Origin of the sequence: Achromobacter mucicolens (genome assembly GCF_029866465.1) — a bacterium.
GTDB lineage: Bacteria > Pseudomonadota > Gammaproteobacteria > Burkholderiales > Burkholderiaceae_B > Achromobacter > Achromobacter mucicolens.
Window position 1 is genome coordinate 2,223,207 of the sequence record NZ_CP123364.1, and the last position, 16,336, is coordinate 2,239,542.

At 66.2% G+C, this 16,336-nt stretch carries 14 protein-coding genes; 3 read left to right on the forward strand and 11 right to left on the reverse strand.

Annotation, left to right across the window (positions count from 1 at the left end; all coding sequences use genetic code 11):
• Nucleotides 1-8: 8 nt before the first annotated feature.
• Nucleotides 9-1,691, forward strand: coding sequence for a dihydrolipoyllysine-residue acetyltransferase (gene aceF / locus QEP15_RS10075; protein WP_280148743.1), 1,683 nt, complete (start codon nt 9-11; stop codon nt 1,689-1,691).
• A gap of 12 nt (nt 1,692-1,703) precedes the next feature.
• Nucleotides 1,704-3,509: a dihydrolipoyl dehydrogenase gene (lpdA, locus tag QEP15_RS10080; RefSeq protein ID WP_280148744.1), complete on the forward strand. Its 1,806-nt coding sequence runs from the start codon at nt 1,704-1,706 to the stop codon at nt 3,507-3,509.
• Nucleotides 3,510-3,620: 111 nt separating this feature from the next.
• Here lpdA and QEP15_RS10085 read toward each other — a convergent pair whose 3' ends face one another.
• Nucleotides 3,621-4,811: an MFS transporter gene (locus QEP15_RS10085; RefSeq protein WP_280148745.1), complete on the reverse strand. Its 1,191-nt coding sequence runs from the start codon at nt 4,809-4,811 to the stop codon at nt 3,621-3,623.
• Between the two features lie 109 nt (nt 4,812-4,920).
• On the opposite strand from QEP15_RS10085, the gene QEP15_RS10090 reads away from it, so the two are divergent.
• Nucleotides 4,921-5,424, forward strand: coding sequence for a MarR family winged helix-turn-helix transcriptional regulator (locus tag QEP15_RS10090; protein ID WP_152384159.1), 504 nt, complete (start codon nt 4,921-4,923; stop codon nt 5,422-5,424).
• A 163-nt stretch (nt 5,425-5,587) separates the two neighbouring features.
• On the opposite strand, the gene QEP15_RS10095 is transcribed toward QEP15_RS10090, so the two are convergent.
• The 10 genes from QEP15_RS10095 to QEP15_RS10140 all read right to left on the reverse strand — a co-directional run bounded on the left by QEP15_RS10095 (nt 5,588) and on the right by QEP15_RS10140 (nt 16,178).
• Entirely contained in the window at nt 5,588-5,782 is a 195-nt protein-coding gene (locus QEP15_RS10095) for a putative motility protein (protein WP_056316520.1), read from the reverse strand.
• 198 nt (nt 5,783-5,980) lie between these two features.
• The gene (locus tag QEP15_RS10100) at nt 5,981-6,910 is read right to left on the reverse strand and encodes a hypothetical protein (protein ID WP_217617913.1); all 930 of its coding nucleotides are present in this window, start codon (nt 6,908-6,910) and stop codon (nt 5,981-5,983) included.
• Nucleotides 6,911-7,037: 127 nt separating this feature from the next.
• Nucleotides 7,038-7,538, reverse strand: coding sequence for an acyltransferase (locus QEP15_RS10105; protein WP_062840896.1), 501 nt, complete (start codon nt 7,536-7,538; stop codon nt 7,038-7,040).
• 20 nt (nt 7,539-7,558) lie between these two features.
• The gene (locus QEP15_RS10110) at nt 7,559-8,314 is read right to left on the reverse strand and encodes a cephalosporin hydroxylase family protein (RefSeq protein WP_152384161.1); all 756 of its coding nucleotides are present in this window, start codon (nt 8,312-8,314) and stop codon (nt 7,559-7,561) included.
• On the reverse strand, nt 8,315-9,136 hold the full coding sequence (locus QEP15_RS10115) for an NAD-dependent epimerase/dehydratase family protein (protein ID WP_152384162.1): 822 nt from the start codon (nt 9,134-9,136) through the stop codon (nt 8,315-8,317).
• A complete protein-coding gene (locus tag QEP15_RS10120) occupies nt 9,133-10,377 on the reverse strand; it encodes a class I SAM-dependent methyltransferase (protein WP_152384163.1) in 1,245 nt (414 codons plus the stop codon). Before QEP15_RS10120 ends, QEP15_RS10115 begins: the two co-directional genes overlap by 4 nt.
• On the reverse strand, nt 10,374-10,931 hold the full coding sequence (locus QEP15_RS10125) for a dTDP-4-dehydrorhamnose 3,5-epimerase family protein (RefSeq protein WP_152384164.1): 558 nt from the start codon (nt 10,929-10,931) through the stop codon (nt 10,374-10,376). The genes QEP15_RS10120 and QEP15_RS10125 overlap by 4 nt, the downstream gene beginning before the upstream one ends.
• Nucleotides 10,928-11,998 (reverse strand): CDP-glucose 4,6-dehydratase, encoded by a 1,071-nt coding sequence (gene rfbG, locus QEP15_RS10130; protein ID WP_279990170.1) that lies wholly within the window; start codon nt 11,996-11,998, stop codon nt 10,928-10,930. Before rfbG ends, QEP15_RS10125 begins: the two co-directional genes overlap by 4 nt.
• Complete coding sequence (gene rfbF, locus QEP15_RS10135; RefSeq protein ID WP_063953479.1) at nt 11,983-12,753, reverse strand: glucose-1-phosphate cytidylyltransferase; 771 nt, start codon at nt 12,751-12,753, stop codon at nt 11,983-11,985. The genes rfbG and rfbF overlap by 16 nt, the downstream gene beginning before the upstream one ends.
• A complete protein-coding gene (locus tag QEP15_RS10140) occupies nt 12,750-16,178 on the reverse strand; it encodes an O-linked N-acetylglucosamine transferase family protein (RefSeq protein WP_217617916.1) in 3,429 nt (1,142 codons plus the stop codon). Before QEP15_RS10140 ends, rfbF begins: the two co-directional genes overlap by 4 nt.
• Nucleotides 16,179-16,336 lie beyond the last annotated feature (158 nt).

The following is a 16,336-nucleotide window of genomic DNA, read 5'->3' on the forward strand; positions in this document are numbered from 1 at the left end:
AAAGAGACATGAGCAACATCGTGCAAATCAAGGTTCCCGACATCGGCGACTTCAAGGAAGTGGAAGTCACTGAAGTGCTGGTTGCCGTGGGCGACACGATCAAGGCGGAACAAAGCCTGATCACGGTCGAATCCGACAAGGCCTCGATGGAGATCCCCGCGTCGCAGGGCGGCGTGGTGAAGTCCATTTCCGTGAAGGTCGGCGACAAGGTCGCCGAAGGCGCGGTCGTGCTGGAAGTGGAAGCGGCCGAGGCGGACGCTGGCGCCGCCAAGGAAGAGGCCCCCAAGGCCGAGTCCAAGCCGGCTGCCAAGGAAGAACCCAAGCAGGCCGCCGCTGCCGCGTCCAAGGCCGAGGCCTCGGCCCCGGCTGCCGCCAGCGGCCCGGTCGAGATCGAAGTGCCGGACATCGGCGACTTCAAGGAAGTTGAAGTCATCGAAGTCATGGTCGCGGTCGGCGACACCATCAAGGCCGAGCAAAGCCTGATCACCGTCGAGTCCGACAAGGCCTCGATGGAGATCCCGGCCTCGCAAGGCGGCGTGGTCAAGGAAGTGAAGGTCAAGGTTGGCGACAAGGTCGCCAAGGGTTCGGTCGTGGTGGTGGTGGAAGGCGGTGCGCAAGCCGCTGCCGCGCCGGCCGCCAAGTCCGAAGCCGCGGCTCCGGCCGCCAAGTCGGAAGCGAAGGCCGAGGCCAAGCCCGAGGCCGCCGCGTCGTCCGCCCCGGCCGCGCGCCCGGCCCCGGCTGCCGCCCTGGAAGACGCCAACCTCAAGCCCGGCCAGCTGCCGCACGCCTCGCCGTCCGTGCGCAAGTTCGCGCGCGAACTGGGCGTGAACCTCTCCAAGGTCAAGGGCACCGGTCCCAAGGAACGCATCACCGCCGACGACGTGCGCGGTTTCGTCAAGCAGGCCCTGTCGGCTGCGCCGGCGGCCGCCGCTGCCGGCGGTTCCGCCGATGGCGCCGCGCTGGGCCTCTTGCCGTGGCCGAAGGTCGACTTCACCAAGTTCGGCCCGATCGAAGCCAAGCCGCTGTCGCGCATCAAGAAGATCTCGGGCGCAAACCTGCACCGCAACTGGGTCATGATCCCGCACGTCACCAACAACGACGAAGCGGACATCACCGACCTGGAAGCGCTGCGCGTCACGCTGAACAAGGAAAACGAGAAGTCCGGCATCAAGGTCACGATGCTGGCCTTCCTGATCAAGGCCGTGGTTGCGGCCCTGAAGAAATTCCCCGAGTTCAACGCCTCGCTGGACGGCGACAACCTGGTGCTCAAGCAGTACTACCACATCGGTTTTGCGGCCGACACGCCCAACGGGCTGGTGGTGCCGGTGATCCGCGATGCCGACAAGAAGGGCATCCTGCAGATCGCCCAGGAAATGACCGACCTGTCCAAGAAGGCGCGTGACGGCAAGATCTCGCCCGCCGAAATGCAGGGCGGCTGCTTCTCGATCTCGTCGCTGGGCGGCATCGGCGGCACCTCGTTCACGCCCATCATCAACGCGCCGGAAGTGGCGATCCTGGGCGTGTCGCGTTCTTCGCACAAGCCCGTCTGGGACGGCAAGCAGTTCGTGCCGCGCCTGATGGTGCCGCTGTCGCTGTCCTACGACCACCGCGTCATCGACGGCGCCTCGGCCGCGCGCTTCAACGCCTATCTGGGTGCGTTGCTGGCCGACTTCCGCCGCATCGCGCTGTAAACGGGGAGCCCTATGAGCAATACCGTTCAAATCAAAGTGCCGGACATCGGCGACTTCAAGGAAGTTGAAGTCATCGAGGTGCTGGTGGCCGTGGGCGACACGATCAAGGCGGAACAGAGCCTGATCACGGTTGAGTCCGACAAGGCCTCGATGGAAATCCCGGCGTCGCAAGGCGGCGTGGTCAAGTCCATCGCCGTCAAGGTCGGCGACAAGGTCGCCGAAGGCGCGGTCGTGCTGGAAGTGGAAGCGGCCTCGGGTGCTGACGCCGGCGCCGCCAAGGAAGAGGCTCCCAAGGCTGAATCCAAGCCGGCCGCCAAGGACGCTTCCAAGCCGGAAGCCCCCGAGGCCGACGCGCCTGCCGCCAAGGCTGCAGCGCCCGCCGCCGCCACCTACAGCGGTTCGGCTGACGGCGAATACGACATGCTGGTGCTGGGCGCGGGCCCTGGCGGCTATTCCGCCGCCTTCCGCGCCGCCGATCTGGGCCTGTCCGTGGTCCTGGTCGAACGCTACAGCACGCTGGGCGGCGTCTGCCTGAACGTGGGCTGCATCCCGTCCAAGGCGCTGCTGCACAACGCCGCCATCATCGACGAAGCGCGCGAACTGGCTGCCCACGGCATCAGCTTCGGCGAGCCCAAGATCGACCTGGACAAGCTGCGCGGCTACAAGGACAGCGTGGTCGCCAAGCTGACCGGCGGCCTGGCCGGCATGGCCAAGGCCCGCAAGGTCACCGTGGTGACGGGCGTGGGCGAGTTCGCCGACGCCAACCACCTGACGGTCAAGGGCGCCGACGGCAAGACCCAGACGCTGCGCTTCAAGCAGGCCATCATTGCCGCCGGCAGCCAGTCGGTGAAGCTGCCGTTCCTGCCGCAGGACGAGCGCATTGTGGACTCCACCGGCGCCTTGCTGCTGCGTGAAGTGCCCAAGAAGATGCTCATCATCGGCGGCGGCATCATCGGCCTGGAAATGGGCACGGTGTACTCCACGCTGGGCGCGCGCCTGGATGTCGTGGAAATGCTGGACGGCCTGATGCAGGGCGCCGACCGCGACCTGGTCAAGGTGTGGCAGAAGAAGAACGCCTACCGCTTCGACAACATCATGTTGAAGACCAAGACGGTGGGCGCCGAGGCCAAGAAGGACGGCATCTACGTCACCTTCGAAGGCGAGGGCGCGCCCAAGGAGCCGCAGCGCTACGACCTGGTGCTCCAGGCCGTGGGCCGCAGCCCCAACGGCAAGAAGATCGGCGCCGACAAGGCGGGCATCGCCGTGACCGACCGCGGTTTCATCGAGGTCGATCGCCAGATGCGCACCAACGTGCCGCACATCTTCGCCATCGGCGACGTCGTCGGCCAACCCATGCTCGCCCACAAGGCCGTGCATGAAGGGCACGTCGCCGCCGAAGCCGCCGCCGGCCAGAAGTCCTTCTTCGACGCCCGCGTCATCCCGTCGGTGGCCTACACCGATCCGGAAGTGGCGTGGGTCGGCCTGACCGAAGACGAAGCCAAGAAGCAGGGCATCAAGATCGAGAAGGGTGTGTTCCCGTGGGCCGCCTCCGGCCGCGCCATCGCCAACGGCCGCGACGAGGGCTTCACCAAGCTCATCTTCGACGCCGAGACGCATCGCATCCTGGGCGGCAGCATCGTGGGCACCCACGCGGGTGACCTGATCAGCGAACTGGCCCTGGCCGTGGAAATGGGCGCCGACGTCGTCGACATCGCCAAGACCATCCACCCGCACCCGACCCTGGGCGAATCGGTGGGCATGGCCGCGGAAGTCGCCGAAGGCGTCTGCACCGACCTGCCGCCGATGAAAAAGAAGTAACGCGCCGCGGCTTGCCGCGATCGCAACAAAAAGCGCCGCCCCTTTTTGAGGGGACGGCGCTTTTTTTCGTATGTTCGTTGTGGATGCGTGCGCTGTGGATACGTGCGTTGTTTATCCGGCGTCGATCCGCCGATACGAGGCGGGCGAAAACCGCATAGCCAGCGCCAGCAGCACGACCGCGCCGGCCAGCATCACGATCCATGCCTCGGTCCAACTCGCAAACCGATCGCGCAGGATGCCCGCCAGCAATGGCATGAAGCTCGCAATCAAGTAGCCTCCGCCTTGCACGAAAGCCGCCAGCATTCCCGCTTGCGCGGGATCGTCCAGGTGGTCCATCGCCACGATCAGCGACAACGGAAAGAGCGCGCCGATGCCCATGCCCAGGAGCAGGCACGCCAGCAGCGCCAGCTTGAGGGGGGCCAGGATCAGGCCTATCAGTCCGCAGATCAGAAGGGTCAACACGGCGGCCAGCGGCTTGCGGCGATCCGCAAACCTGCCGATCCATGCCGACACGGCCAGACCCGCCATCACTTCGGCCAGCGTCAGGCCGCCCAGCAGAAAGCCCGCGGCGGAAGGTTCCCAGCCGAGACTGGTATAGAACGGTGGCAGCCACGCCAGCACCAGCGTGTAGGCCCCGGTGCCGATGCCAAAGAACAGCATCAGCTCCCACGCCCGCAGATTGCGCCAGAAGCTGCGGGGCGCCACGCGTGCCGTGCGGTGAAGGGGCGATGTCGCGTCGGCTCGACCTTGCGCGGCCTTGAGCCACAGCGGCAGTGCGAGCAGGGCGGGTACGCTCCAGAAGGCCAATGCGACGGGCCACCCGAAGCTGTCTGCAAGCCCCGCAGCGCTGGCCGCCGCCACGGCCGCGCCCGCCATGATGCCGGTGGTGTACAAGCCAAACACGCGTCCCATGTCATGCGCAAAATTGCGCTTGATGAAGGCAGGCAGCAAGGTCTGCACCAGCGCAATGCCGACCCCCGCCAGCACCGCCGTCAGCAGCAGCCCGTAGGTCTGCGTCCCGACGAAGCGCGCCGCGCAAGCAACGGCCACCAGCGCCACGCCCAGCGCGATCCCGATCCGCTCATTCAACCACCCCGAAATGCGTGCACCCGCCAGCGCGCAGACGCCCACCACGAATACGGGCAAGGTGGTCAATAGGCTGGCCTGCGTATTGGTTGCGCCGGTGGCCGCCTGGATCATGTCCAGCAACGGCCCGATGGCGGCCAGGGCCGGCCGCAGGTTCAGCGCCACGGCCACGATGGCGACGATGGCAAACAAGGGGCGTAACCTTACGCGCGTCATGGATATCTCGACATCAAGTTATTTGGTGTCGAAGTATATAGACGACATCGTGCGTCCGGCAACGGGATATCATTGCTGCCAACGCAAATAGCTTTACGCCGAGACAACCATGAACGACCGTGCAAGGCGCGCGCAGGAAGAATGGCAGCGCGAGCGGCCCGACATCGACGCCAACGTGATGGCGCTGGTGGGGCGTCTGCTGCAAGCCACGCATCTGCTGGAGCGCAACTGGTTCTTGCCCCTGGCCGCGCAATTCGAACTGCATCAAGGCGAATTTGACGTCATCGCCACGCTGCGGCGGTCGGGTAGCCCCTACGCCATGACGCCCACCGACCTGCATGAAGGTCTGATGCTGTCGTCAGGCGCCATGACCAGCCGCCTGGACCGCCTGGAGCGCAAGGGCCTCATCGAACGCGTGCCATCACCCAACGACCGGCGCAGCACGCTCGTGCGGCTTACCCCGGCCGGCCTGGCGCTCATCGACAAGCTGCTGCCGCTGCACGTGGCGAATGAGCAGCAGGCACTGGCATCGTTGACGCAGAAGGAGCAAGCGCAGCTGGACGGGTTGCTGGCGAAGCTGCTTGTGGGGTTGGGGCGCAAGCCGGGGGATTGAAGGGGCACCGTGGGGTAAGCGACGTAGCGTCCACGGCTACGAAAAACGAGCTTTGGCGCAGATGTCTGAATCTCCGGCCCGTCCAGTCGGGCCACGAAAAAGCCGCCCGTGGGCGGCTGATCTTCGTTCAGTGCGTTGCGGCTGATTGCCGCGCGGCAGGGATTCAGGCGTGGGTGTTGATGCGCGAACCCAGCGTGCCGTCGATGGCCAGCACCGGCAGCGATTGGAGCAGCGTGGCGACCGAGTCGGCTTGCGCGTTGATCGCTTTTTTCGTGACCGATGCCTGCACTTCCATCATGAGATTCGCGTCGCGCAGGGCCAGGGCGGAATTGACGGTGTTGTTGACGGAAGCATCCATGGTCTAGGTGTCCTGGTGATGTGAGGCCGGGTCAACGGCCGAAGCAAGTCGCATTATGGGGCACGCCGTTCGAATGATGCAAAACATTTCGCAATGATCGCGGGCCGTGTTGCATTGTGGCGCGAGGACGTGGCGGGCATGTGACATGCCGGCCTCTGCGGGTTATGGGCGCGCCGTGCCATGAACGGCCTTGGCGCACTAAGGCTGCGCCGGACATTCCTTCACGTTACCCCAGCCTTGATTGGGTTCGCAGAATTGCTTGCGCGCTGCCCATGCGCATTCGGGACGCTCGAAGAAACCCAGTTCCGCGCACCGTTCCAGTTCGCCATCCAGCGCGGCGACCCACGCCATCGGGTCCGGCGCGGGGATCACAGTGATGCGCAGCGACGGCTGCGGACCGGTGGGCGTGCGTTCCGAAGATGATGGGGAGGCCGCGGCGCGAGCCGGCTCGGCGGAAGCGGCCGCCGGGGCAGCACGATCCGCCGCCGAAGGAGCCGCGTCGGCACGATCTGGCGCTGAAGAAGCCGGCGCGGCCTGATTCGACGGGGAAGCAGCAGCGTCCGTCTCAGGCTGGTCTGCCGCGGAAGAGGAGGCGTCCGGCGCTGGCCGATCCGACGCGGAATCAGTCGCCTTTTCCTCTTGGCGTCCCTCCGGCGCCGGCGCGGCGCGCTTGTTGGCCGCATCCGATTCAGGCGGCTGGGTCGGCTGGGGAGTCAGGGGCACGCGCACCGGACTGGCGGCCGTCGAGCCCGACGTTGCCGTGTTGGGCGAATTCCAAGAGACGACGAGCAGCACCAGTGCGCCATAAATGGCCAGCGTATAGATCACGGTCACCGCCGCACATCCCACGCTGCGGCGCGTGATGGGTTCACCATCGTCGCGCCCGAAGAGGCTGCGCCACCCGACCAGCGCCGCGCCGGGCGCCGAGATCAGCCACCAGCCCAGGCGCCGGACCCAGCCCGGGTCCTGCCGCGGCAGCGACGCGTGCACCTGCGCGGCCAGCAGTTCGCGCAAGGCGCGGTTTTCTTCCTGCAGGCGCTGGGTCCGCGTGTCCGCCGGCCCCTGGCCGTCTGGATCCGGAGTGCCGTCGTGCTGCGTAGCGAGTGGATCTGGAGGCGTGGCGGTCATCGGGTGAAAAATATTGATACAAAGCTGCGGTGGCAATTATGAAGCAAGTCCGCAGGGGGCAACCGGGGAATAGGACGGAAAATGGGGCGCTTCGAGAAAATATGCGCGGGGGGGCGGGTCGCCGGCGTCAGCCGCCCGTTGCTTCGCGTCGTCCCAATAGCTTGAGCGGATTGCCGCCTTGTATCGAATAGGCTTCGACCTCGCCGCGCACGACGCTGCCGGCTGCGATGACGCACCCCTGGCGAAGGATTGCGCCATCGAGCAGCACGCAGTTGGCGCCGATCCAGACGTCGTCCTCGATCACGATGCCGCCCTTGCTGGGCCGGAAGCCTTGTTCGCGAATGGGCAGGTCCCGGCGGCGGAACTCGTGGTTGGCTGGCGCAAAGGTGCAGTTGGCGGCCACGGCCACGCGCGCGCCCATGCGGATGCCGTTGCCGGTGTAGAGCACGCAGCCAGAATTGATGACGCATTCCGGCCCGATCTCGACATCGCCCGAGCCGCCAGCGGGCTTGATTTTCACGAAGGCGTCGATCACCGCCCGCGGTCCTACCGCGATGCGGGTGCCGCGGGTCGAATCCTCGATATCCGCAAGCTTGGACACGCGCGCGGTGGGATCGATGTGGATCATGCTGTCAGACCGTGGCGCGATCAGGCCACGCGGCGCAGGAAGCCGTCCGGCGCCGACGTGACGAGCAGGCGGTCTTCGACCGAGCGGTCGATCTCGAACTCGGGGTGCTGCTTGATCCATTCCCAAACGGCGGTCTTTGGGTTGTTGCCCTTGCCCCAGTGGCGGCCCGGCCATTCGTAGTCGGCCGGCATGTCTTCCACGAAGGTGTCGAACACGACGCAGTAGCTTCCCACGCTGACGAGATCCGCGTACGCGTTCAATTCAGCCAGCACGTGGTCGTGGGTGTGGTTCGAGTCCAGGCACACCATGATGTTCTTCTTGCCTTCGGCATGCGCGCGCACTTGCGCAATCGTTGCCGGGTCGATGCTGGAGCCCTCGATGAGATGAATGCGCTTGGCCAGCGGATGGGCCTCGATGGCCTTGCGGTTGTGCTCGCGGATTTCGATATCCACGCCGACCACGTCGCCGGCGCCCAGCAGTTGCAGCATGGATGCCGACAGCATCAGCGAACCGCCGTGGGCAATGCCCGTCTCGATGATGAGGTCCGGCTTCACGGCCCAGATTAGTTCCTGCATCGCCATGGCGTCCATCGGCAGCTGGATGAGCGGCCGGCCAGCCCACGAGAAGTTGTTCATGTACTTGCGTTCCAGCGCCATCTGGCGCCAGGCGATGGACAGCTCGCGGAACTCCTGGTCTTTGGCGAAGCCGGCGATACGGGCTTCCTTCTCCTGGCGGTATTCCGGGTGCGCGTCGGGCGTGGTTTCAAGGTAGGACATTCAGATTCCTTTGTGCAGGCGGTACTGCGCTAGAAAATTCGAGAAAAATTCGGAAAACGGACGCGGGGGCCGGCGGACAAGCGCTTGCGTGCGTTGCACGTCGATGTCGTCGAACGCCCACGCCGGCGCATCGGGAGCCACCGAGAACGGGTAGCCCAGCACCTCCCGCACGCAGGCGGCGACCTCGCGGTTCTCCACGCCGGCGCCGTGCGCGACGTTGAAGATGCCGGCCGCGTCGGACAGGGCGATGGCCATGATCTGCGACACGGCGTCGTCGATGTGCAGATAGTCCTTGCGGGATTCCAGCGCGGTGCGCAGCGTGATGCGGCCGTCGCGCGCCCCTTCCTCCAGCAGTTGGTCGATGAAGCTGTCCGGCGTATCGCGCAGGCCGACGATGTTGGACAGGCGCGCCACCTTGGCCGGCCGTCCGCCATGCAGGCAAAGCGATTCGCCCATCAGCTTGGACAGGTTGTACAGGTCGCTCGGGTCGTTCGGATTGACGCGCAGCGCCGCGTCTTCGCGCGTGCTGACGGCGCCCGAATACACGCGCGTGCTGGACAGGTAGGTCAGGCTGTCGAAATCCCCGTGCGCGAGCAGGCTGCGCAACAGGCAGACGTGGGCCTCCACGGTATCCAGCGGACGGCTGCGAAAGTCCGACGTGAGGCCGATGGCGTAGATCACGTGTCCCAGCGGCCGGCTGAAAAGGCCCGCATCCTGGCGCGGCGGCGCGTCGCAGGCGACGCCATCGGCGCGCAGGCGCGCGACCAGGTGGCGGCCGATGAAGCCCGAGGCGCCCAGAACGGTGACCGGCCGGTGATTCATGCGTGCGGACCGCTGTCGATGGAGAGCGACGGGATCGCCGTGACCAGCTTGGCGTTCCAATCATGGCGGGCGTAGGCAAGCTGCTCCGACACCTCGGTCTTCAGGTTCCAGGGCAGGATGAGGATGTACTCGGGCCGGTCCTCGCGCAGCCGGGCTTCGGCGACGATGGGAATATGGCTGCCGGGCAGGTACTTGCCCTGCTTGGCGGGGTTCAGGTCCACCACGTACGGCAAGAGGTCGGGGCGCACGCCGGCAAAGTTCAGCAGCGTGTTGCCCTTGGCCGCCGCGCCGTAGGCGGCGATGCGCTTGCCGCCGCGGCGCAGTTCGACCAGGAACGCCAGAAGGTCGTTCTTGACCCGCTCGGCCTGCTGCTGGAAGCACGCGTAGAACTCCGGTGTGGCGACGCCAGCCCGCTGCTCTTCGTCCAGGGTGCGCGCGACTTCGGCGCGAGTCTCGTGTTTGCCCGTGTCCAGCCGCTGCGCAAAGACACGCAGGCTGCCGCCGTGCGTGCTCAGGTGCTCCACGTCGAACACAGACAGGCCGTTGGCCGTGAAGATGCGCGATACCGCCGTGAGCGACAGGTAGGAATAGTGTTCGTGATAGACCGTATCGAACTGGCCTTCCTGCACCATGCGCAGCAAGTGCGGAAATTCGAACGTCGCCACGCCTTGCGGCTTGAGCAGCGCGGCAAAGCCCGACACGAAGTCGTTGATGTCCGGGACATGCGCCAATACGTTATTGGCGGCGATCAGGTCCGCGGCGCGTCCCGATTCGGTGAGCTCGTCGCCCAGCTCCACGCCAAAGAAACGCTGCACGATGTCGATGCCGCGGTCGCGTGCCGCTTGCGCGGTGCTGGCTGTGGGCTCCACGCCATAGCAGGCGATGCCGGCGTCCTTGACGTACTGCAGCAGATAGCCGTCGTTGGCCGCGATCTCGGCGACCATGCTGTCCTTGCCCAGGCCGAAGCGGCCGATCATCGCGTCCACGTAGCGGCGCGAATGCGCCAGCCACGACGACGAGAACGAGCTGAAGTAGGCGTAGTCGTCGGTGAACAGGGCTTCGCGGCCCGCGTGGTCTTCCGTCTGGACCAGCCAGCAGGATTCGCACACGAGAATGCGCAGGGGAAACCAGGTCTCCGGACCACGCAGCGCCGCTTCGCTCAGGTAGGCATTGGACGGCGGGGCGTGGCCCAGATCGAGAAAGGGCAGGCGCAGTTCGGCCTGGCAATGGCGGCACTTCACAGTGCGACTCCAGAGTAAGCAGCGTCCAGGCGCGGGTGTTGCTGATCGCGCTCGGACACGAGGGTAGGGGGGGCGGGCCAGGAGATGCCGACGCGGGCCTCCTGGAAATGCAGGCCGGCCTCGGCCTGCGGGGCATAGGGTGCAGAGTGGCAGTACAGCATTTCCACGTCGTCGCTCAGCGTCTGAAAGCCGTGAGCGAAGCCTTCGGGAATCAGCAGCGCGCGGCCGTTGTCCGCTGACAGGCGTTCCGCATGCCACTGCAGGAACGTGGGTGAACCCTGCCGCAGATCGATGGCGACGTCCCAGACCACGCCCCGGATGCAGCTCACGAGCTTCATCTCTGCAAAGGGCGGCAACTGGTAGTGCATGCCACGGAGGGTGCCGGCCTGCGCGGTGTAGGTGTGGTTGACCTGGGCGACCGGCCCCGTCCAGCCGCACGCGGCCAGATCGGATGCATCGAAGAGCCGCGCCAGAAATCCGCGGGTATCGCCGCGCGGATGGCGCTGCACGACCTTCAGGCCCGAAATCGGGGTGTCGAGAACGCCCAGGCTCATGGATGCGCCTCGTACTGGTCGATATCAGCATGGCAGAGCGGTAGCGCGTCCTCGCCCGCGTCAAAGCGCCGGTACCAGTCCATGCTGCGCGAGACCGCCTGCGCCAGCGGCCATCGGGGCGCCACTTTCAGCACGGCGCGCGCCTTGGACGTGTCCAGCGTCAGCAGCCCCGCTTCATGGGGGCCTTCGATCTGCTCGGCATAGACCACGCGGCCCTTGCCATACGCGGCCTGGGCCAGATCCACCACGGTGCGCACGGACGCTGCCTCGGCCGCATCGGGCCCGAAGTTATAGGCATCCGCGAGGTCAGGCGCGTTCCACAAGGATTCCGCCAGGGTCAGGTAGCCGGCAAGCGGTTCCAGCACGTGCTGCCACGGGCGCACCGATTGGGGCCGCCGCACATGAAGATCGCCGCCGCCTTGCCAGGCGCGCACGGCATCGGGCAGCAGGCGGTCAGCCGACCAGTCGCCGCCGCCGATCACGTTGCCCGCGCGCGCGCTGGCCACGGCCAGGCCCTGCTCGCGCAGGAAGGCGTCGCGATAGGACGCAATGACCAGCTCGCTGGCCGCCTTGCTGGCGCTGTAAGGGTCGTGTCCGCCCAATGCGTCGTTCTCGCGGTACGGGTAGGGCCATTCGTTGTTGCGGTAGACCTTGTCGGTCGTGACCATGACCGCGACCCGGGCCGAGGGCGTGGCGCGCAGGGCATCCAGCAGATGGGCGGTGCCCATGATGTTGGCGGAAAACGTCTCTACAGGCTGCGCATAGCTTGGGCGCACCAGCGCCTGCGCGGCCAGATGCAGCACGATCTCCGGACGGGCGGCGAGCACCTGCTCGCGCAGTGCGGCGGCGTCGCGGATGTCGCAATGGCGGCTGTCGATCAGGTCGCCGACACGGGCGGCCTCGTACAAGCTGGGTTGCGTGCACGGCGGCAGGGCAATGCCTGTCACCTGCGCGCCCAGCCGCTGCAGCCAGATCGCCAACCAGCCGCCTTTGAAGCCGGTGTGACCGGTCACCAGCACGCGTTTGCCGCGCCAGAATCCTGCGCTGGGCGTTACCAGACTTTCCATGGCGCCTTGCCCGTGCTCCAGAGGGATTCCAGCAGGTTCTTTTCGCGCAGCGTGTCCATGGGCTGCCAGAAGCCCAGGTGTTCGTAGGCGTGCAGCTGGCCTTCGCGGCTCAGCGTTTCCAGCGGACCCAGTTCCCACGTGCAGTCGTCATCCTCGATCAGCTTGAGGACGCTGGGCGACAGCACGAAGAAGCCGCCGTTGATCAGACCGCCGTCGCCGCGCGGTTTCTCCGCAAAGCCCGTGACCTGATCGCCTTCGCGGCGCAACGCGCCATAGCGCCCCGGCGGCTGCACGGCCGTGACCGTCGCGGCCTTGCCATGCTTGCGGTGAAACGCGAGCAGGGCGGTGATGTCGATATCGGCCACGCCGTCGCCGTACGTGAAGCAGAACGCCTCGTCTTCCTTCACATAGTCGGCCACGCGCTTTAAGCGGCCGCCCGTCATCGTGCTCTCGCCGGTGTCCACCAGGGTCACGCGCCACGGTTCGGCCTTGCGCTGATGCACTTCCATGCGGTTGTCGGCCATGTCGAACGTGACGTCGGACATGTGCAGGAAGTAGTTGGCGAAGTACTCCTTGATCATGTAGCCCTTGTATCCGCAGCAGATCACGAAGTCGTTCACGCCGTGGGCGGAATAGGTCTTCATGATGTGCCACAGGATGGGCCGCCCGCCGATTTCGATCATCGGCTTGGGACGCGTGTGGGTCTCTTCGGAAATCCGGGTGCCAAGGCCGCCGGCCAGGATGATTGCTTTCATGCTTGGGTTTCGCACCAGTTCTTGAACATTTCGCGCAGCGCGCCTTCGAACTTGCGCGCGAAGGCGGGTTCGTCCATCAGCGGGCTGGCATGCATTTCGTCGCGCAGGCCGGCGCGGATGCTTGCCAGGGCGGGCAGGTCGCTGGCCAGCGCGACGACTTTCTCCACGTACTCCACTTCGGACTGCGCGACCCATTCGGGCCGTTGGATGCCATGCAGGATCGAACTGCCGATCCGTCCGACGCTGGGGCGGCTGGCGAGCGTGATGTAAGGCACCCCCATGTACAGCGTCTCGACCAGCGTCACGCCTGAGTTGTGGGGGAAGCAGTCCAGGCCAATGTCCATGCTGCGCAGGATGTCCCACGGAGGGCTGTCCCAGCCGATCAGCAGACGGTCGCGCGCGATGCCGTGCGCGCCAAAGCGGCTTGCCAGCTCTTCGCGCATCGGGCCGTCCTTGTAGCTTCTGCTATTGACGATCAGGCGCGACTGCGGCACGCGGCGCAGGATCTCGGCCCACACGCCGACCACCTTGTCGTTCATGCGGATCGCGCGGGTCAGGCTGCCGAAGGTGATGAATCCGTTCTTCTTTGCCGGCAGGTCGTTGCAATCGCCCATGCCCGCGCCTGCGCGATAGACGAAATTGCTGTCGGGCAGCCGCCATGGCTTTTCGGAGAACAGGGCTTCGCTGCCTGTGGGCGCCATCACTTCATCGCTCATGATGTAGTCGATGGCGGTGAGGCCCGTGGTGTAGCCAAAGCCCAGCCAGGTCAACGAGATGGGAGCCGGCTTGCGGGCGAAGACGCCCAGCCTGTTGCCGCCCGTGTGGCCCGCGACGTCGATCAGGATGTCGATGCCGTCCGCTCGGATGCGGTCGGCGAGCGCCGCATCGCTCATGCCCGCGGTGGGCGTCCAGGCGTCGAAATAGGTCTTGAAGCGGGTCGTGACGGGATCTTCCGCGACGAATTCCGCATAGGCGTGCAATTCCAGGTTCTCGCGGTCGTGATTGGACAGCAGCGGCTCGATGAAATTGTTGCCCGAATGCTGGCGGAAGTCCGGAGACACGTAGCCTACGCGGATGCGGCGCCGCGCATCGCGGGGATTGGCATGCGGACGCCACGTCGAGCGCAGGCCCTCGCAATGGACCTGATTGAATTGGCGATAGGCCTCGAATACTTCTTCCGCGCTCGCGGAGGGCGAATAATTCAGCGAGAACAGCAGGTTGTTGTGCGCGATGAGTGCTTTGGGGGCCAGCGACACCGCGGCCTTCGCCGCCGCCACGGCGCCTTCGGCATCGCCCCGGTCCAGGAGGATCTTGCCCAGGTTCGTCCGGGCCTTTTCCTGATAGGGATCCAGCGACAGCGCGGTCAGGCAGCTAGCCTGCGCTTCCTTGTAGCGAAGTTCCGAGCACAGCGCATCGCCCAGCACACCATGCGTGGACGCATCCCGAGGCGCAAGTTCCACGGCCCGGCGTGCGACGCCGATGGCTTCGGACGTCCGGGTCAGCGCTGTCAGGCAGGACGACAGGACGATGTAACTCTGTGCCCGCGCAGGCGCCAGTTCAAGCATCTTCAGCGCAGGTGCAAGCGCCTGGCGGAACCGGCCGGAATTGCACAGGGTCACGGCCAGGGGCTCCCACGCGGCCGAAGCGCCCGGCACGGTCTTGGCGAGCTGCCTCGCCAAGCCTTCGGCCTTGTCAAATTGGCGTTCCGTCAGCAGGTCCTGGATGCGCATCGCAAGCGACGCGGCCGCGGGCGGCAGGCCGCCCGCCATCGAGCCGGCGGCCAGAATGCGCTGATTGAGGCTGACGCGTGCGAGGGCGCCGGCGTACAGCCCAAAGAGCTGCGCGTCGCCCTGGCTTGCCGTCAGCGCCTCGTTCAGGCGCGCGGCCCACGCGGTCGCCGAACCCTGCAGCAGCCCGTAGCGCTTGAGCAATCCCAGCAGTTCCAGCAGGCCGGAGGTGTCGCGCGGAATGCCTTCATCCGCGGATTCGGGGGCGGTGCTGACCTCAAGCAGCGGCAGGCCTTGGGCCAGCCGGTCCGCCATGGTCTGGAAGTCGGGCGTCAGGATCAGCCTGACCGGTTCGTGCCACAGGTTAAAGCGCAGCGGAACCCCGTCCGCAAACGTTTCGGAGAGCGCCACGTTCACGCAGGCAACCGGACGGACCTGTGCATTGTCTTCACGGTCGTAGGGGCCCGCATCCAGGCAGAAATGCGCCAGATCGTGCTCGATCAGTGTGGTCAGGGATTTGTCCAGCAGCTTGCGCGCGGCGCCGTCGTCCAGCCCTTCCGCGTGCATGAGCACGGCCACCAACGTCGTATAGGGCAGGGAACCCGGCCAGGCATGGGCAAGCGTGTCCATCAGCTTGACCATGTGCGCGTCCGTGGTCACCAGGCCGCGGCCCAGGTGGTTCACATAGGTTGCGCCGACTTCCTGTCCGTTGGCGGCGAGCCGTTGCGCCCCGCACGCCCAACGCAGGTCCTTGAACCGGCTCAGGTCCGCGCGCGGCTGCAGCTGTTCGGCGGCGGCCTGGGTGGTGAACAGGCTTTGGCGGAATCCCCGACCGGTCGCGAAGTCCAGGTATTGCTGTCTGACGCTGGCCGGTTGGCCCATCGTGAGCAGGCTATGGGTCAGCGATACGTTCTGACCCATGTGCAGCGCGATTTCGGACAGGGGTTGGGCATCGCCCACGTAGCCCAGTCCGGCCTCGGCCGCGCGGCCTGCGAACTCGACGAAGTAGCAGGGGTTGCTGGCAACGGGGGCCACCGTGTCCTGCGTCCGGCCGTCAAAGGCGCGCTGGAATTGTGCGGCAGCCACCGCCAGGGGATTGCCGATCGGGTTGAATCCCGCAATTCCTTCCTTGAAGAGCGTCAGTGCGGCCAGCGCGCTGGCGCGGAACTGATCTTCGGTCTGCGCGGCATGGGCGTGCAGCAGGATGGCGTCGCGTACGACTTCCTGGGCCTTGGCGCCCGGGTAGACGTGGTAGTCCACGTACAGGATGCCATTGGGCGACAAAAGCTGGCCGCAGCGTTGCAGCAAGGCTTGCGCCGCGTCGGGCGGCAAAAAGCTGTAGAGGCCGGTGACGATGATGTAGTCGAACGGGGCGGTCCCCGGATCCAGTTCGGCATAGTCCTGCGCCAGCAACTGGACATTCGTCAGGCCCAGCGCGGTGGCCATCTCCCTGCCTTGGGCGATGACCGGTTCGGACGCGTGGATGCCCGTGACGCGCGCCTCGGGGTAGGCCAGGGCGAAGGGAAACAGGCCCTTGCCCGTGCCGCAGCCCACGCCGAGCACCCGCGCCTTGTCCAGCGCCGGCGCTTCGACGCCATAAAGATAGGCGGTGGCCTGCAGGTTCAAGGGGGAGTGGCTGGTCGCCAGAAGTCCCGGTTCGGCGGTTGCCTGGCGGTGATGGTAGGCCGGAGTCGACATGGATGCGGGTGACGGACAGGCGCGGGGCCCGGAGTACGAGGAATCTGGCAATTCTACGAACCGCCACCTCCGTTCATTCCGCGAATCAGCGTCGGAATTCAGCGCCACTTTCCCCAAAGCGTCCCGCGTGCGGCAGACGAAAAAAAACCCGCCAGGGG

Coding starts and splice junctions, on each gene's coding strand:
- aceF (WP_280148743.1), top strand. CDS start 9: ATGAGCAACATCGTGCAAATCAAGGTTCCCGACATCGGCGACTTCAAG.
- lpdA (WP_280148744.1), top strand. CDS start 1,704: ATGAGCAATACCGTTCAAATCAAAGTGCCGGACATCGGCGACTTCAAG.
- QEP15_RS10085 (WP_280148745.1), bottom strand. CDS start 4,811: ATGACGCGCGTAAGGTTACGCCCCTTGTTTGCCATCGTCGCCATCGTG.
- QEP15_RS10090 (WP_152384159.1), top strand. CDS start 4,921: ATGAACGACCGTGCAAGGCGCGCGCAGGAAGAATGGCAGCGCGAGCGG.
- QEP15_RS10095 (WP_056316520.1), bottom strand. CDS start 5,782: ATGGATGCTTCCGTCAACAACACCGTCAATTCCGCCCTGGCCCTGCGC.
- QEP15_RS10100 (WP_217617913.1), bottom strand. CDS start 6,910: ATGACCGCCACGCCTCCAGATCCACTCGCTACGCAGCACGACGGCACT.
- QEP15_RS10105 (WP_062840896.1), bottom strand. CDS start 7,538: ATGATCCACATCGATCCCACCGCGCGCGTGTCCAAGCTTGCGGATATC.
- QEP15_RS10110 (WP_152384161.1), bottom strand. CDS start 8,314: ATGTCCTACCTTGAAACCACGCCCGACGCGCACCCGGAATACCGCCAG.
- QEP15_RS10115 (WP_152384162.1), bottom strand. CDS start 9,136: ATGAATCACCGGCCGGTCACCGTTCTGGGCGCCTCGGGCTTCATCGGC.
- QEP15_RS10125 (WP_152384164.1), bottom strand. CDS start 10,931: ATGAGCCTGGGCGTTCTCGACACCCCGATTTCGGGCCTGAAGGTCGTG.
- rfbG (WP_279990170.1), bottom strand. CDS start 11,998: ATGGAAAGTCTGGTAACGCCCAGCGCAGGATTCTGGCGCGGCAAACGC.
- rfbF (WP_063953479.1), bottom strand. CDS start 12,753: ATGAAAGCAATCATCCTGGCCGGCGGCCTTGGCACCCGGATTTCCGAA.
- QEP15_RS10140 (WP_217617916.1), bottom strand. CDS start 16,178: ATGTCGACTCCGGCCTACCATCACCGCCAGGCAACCGCCGAACCGGGA.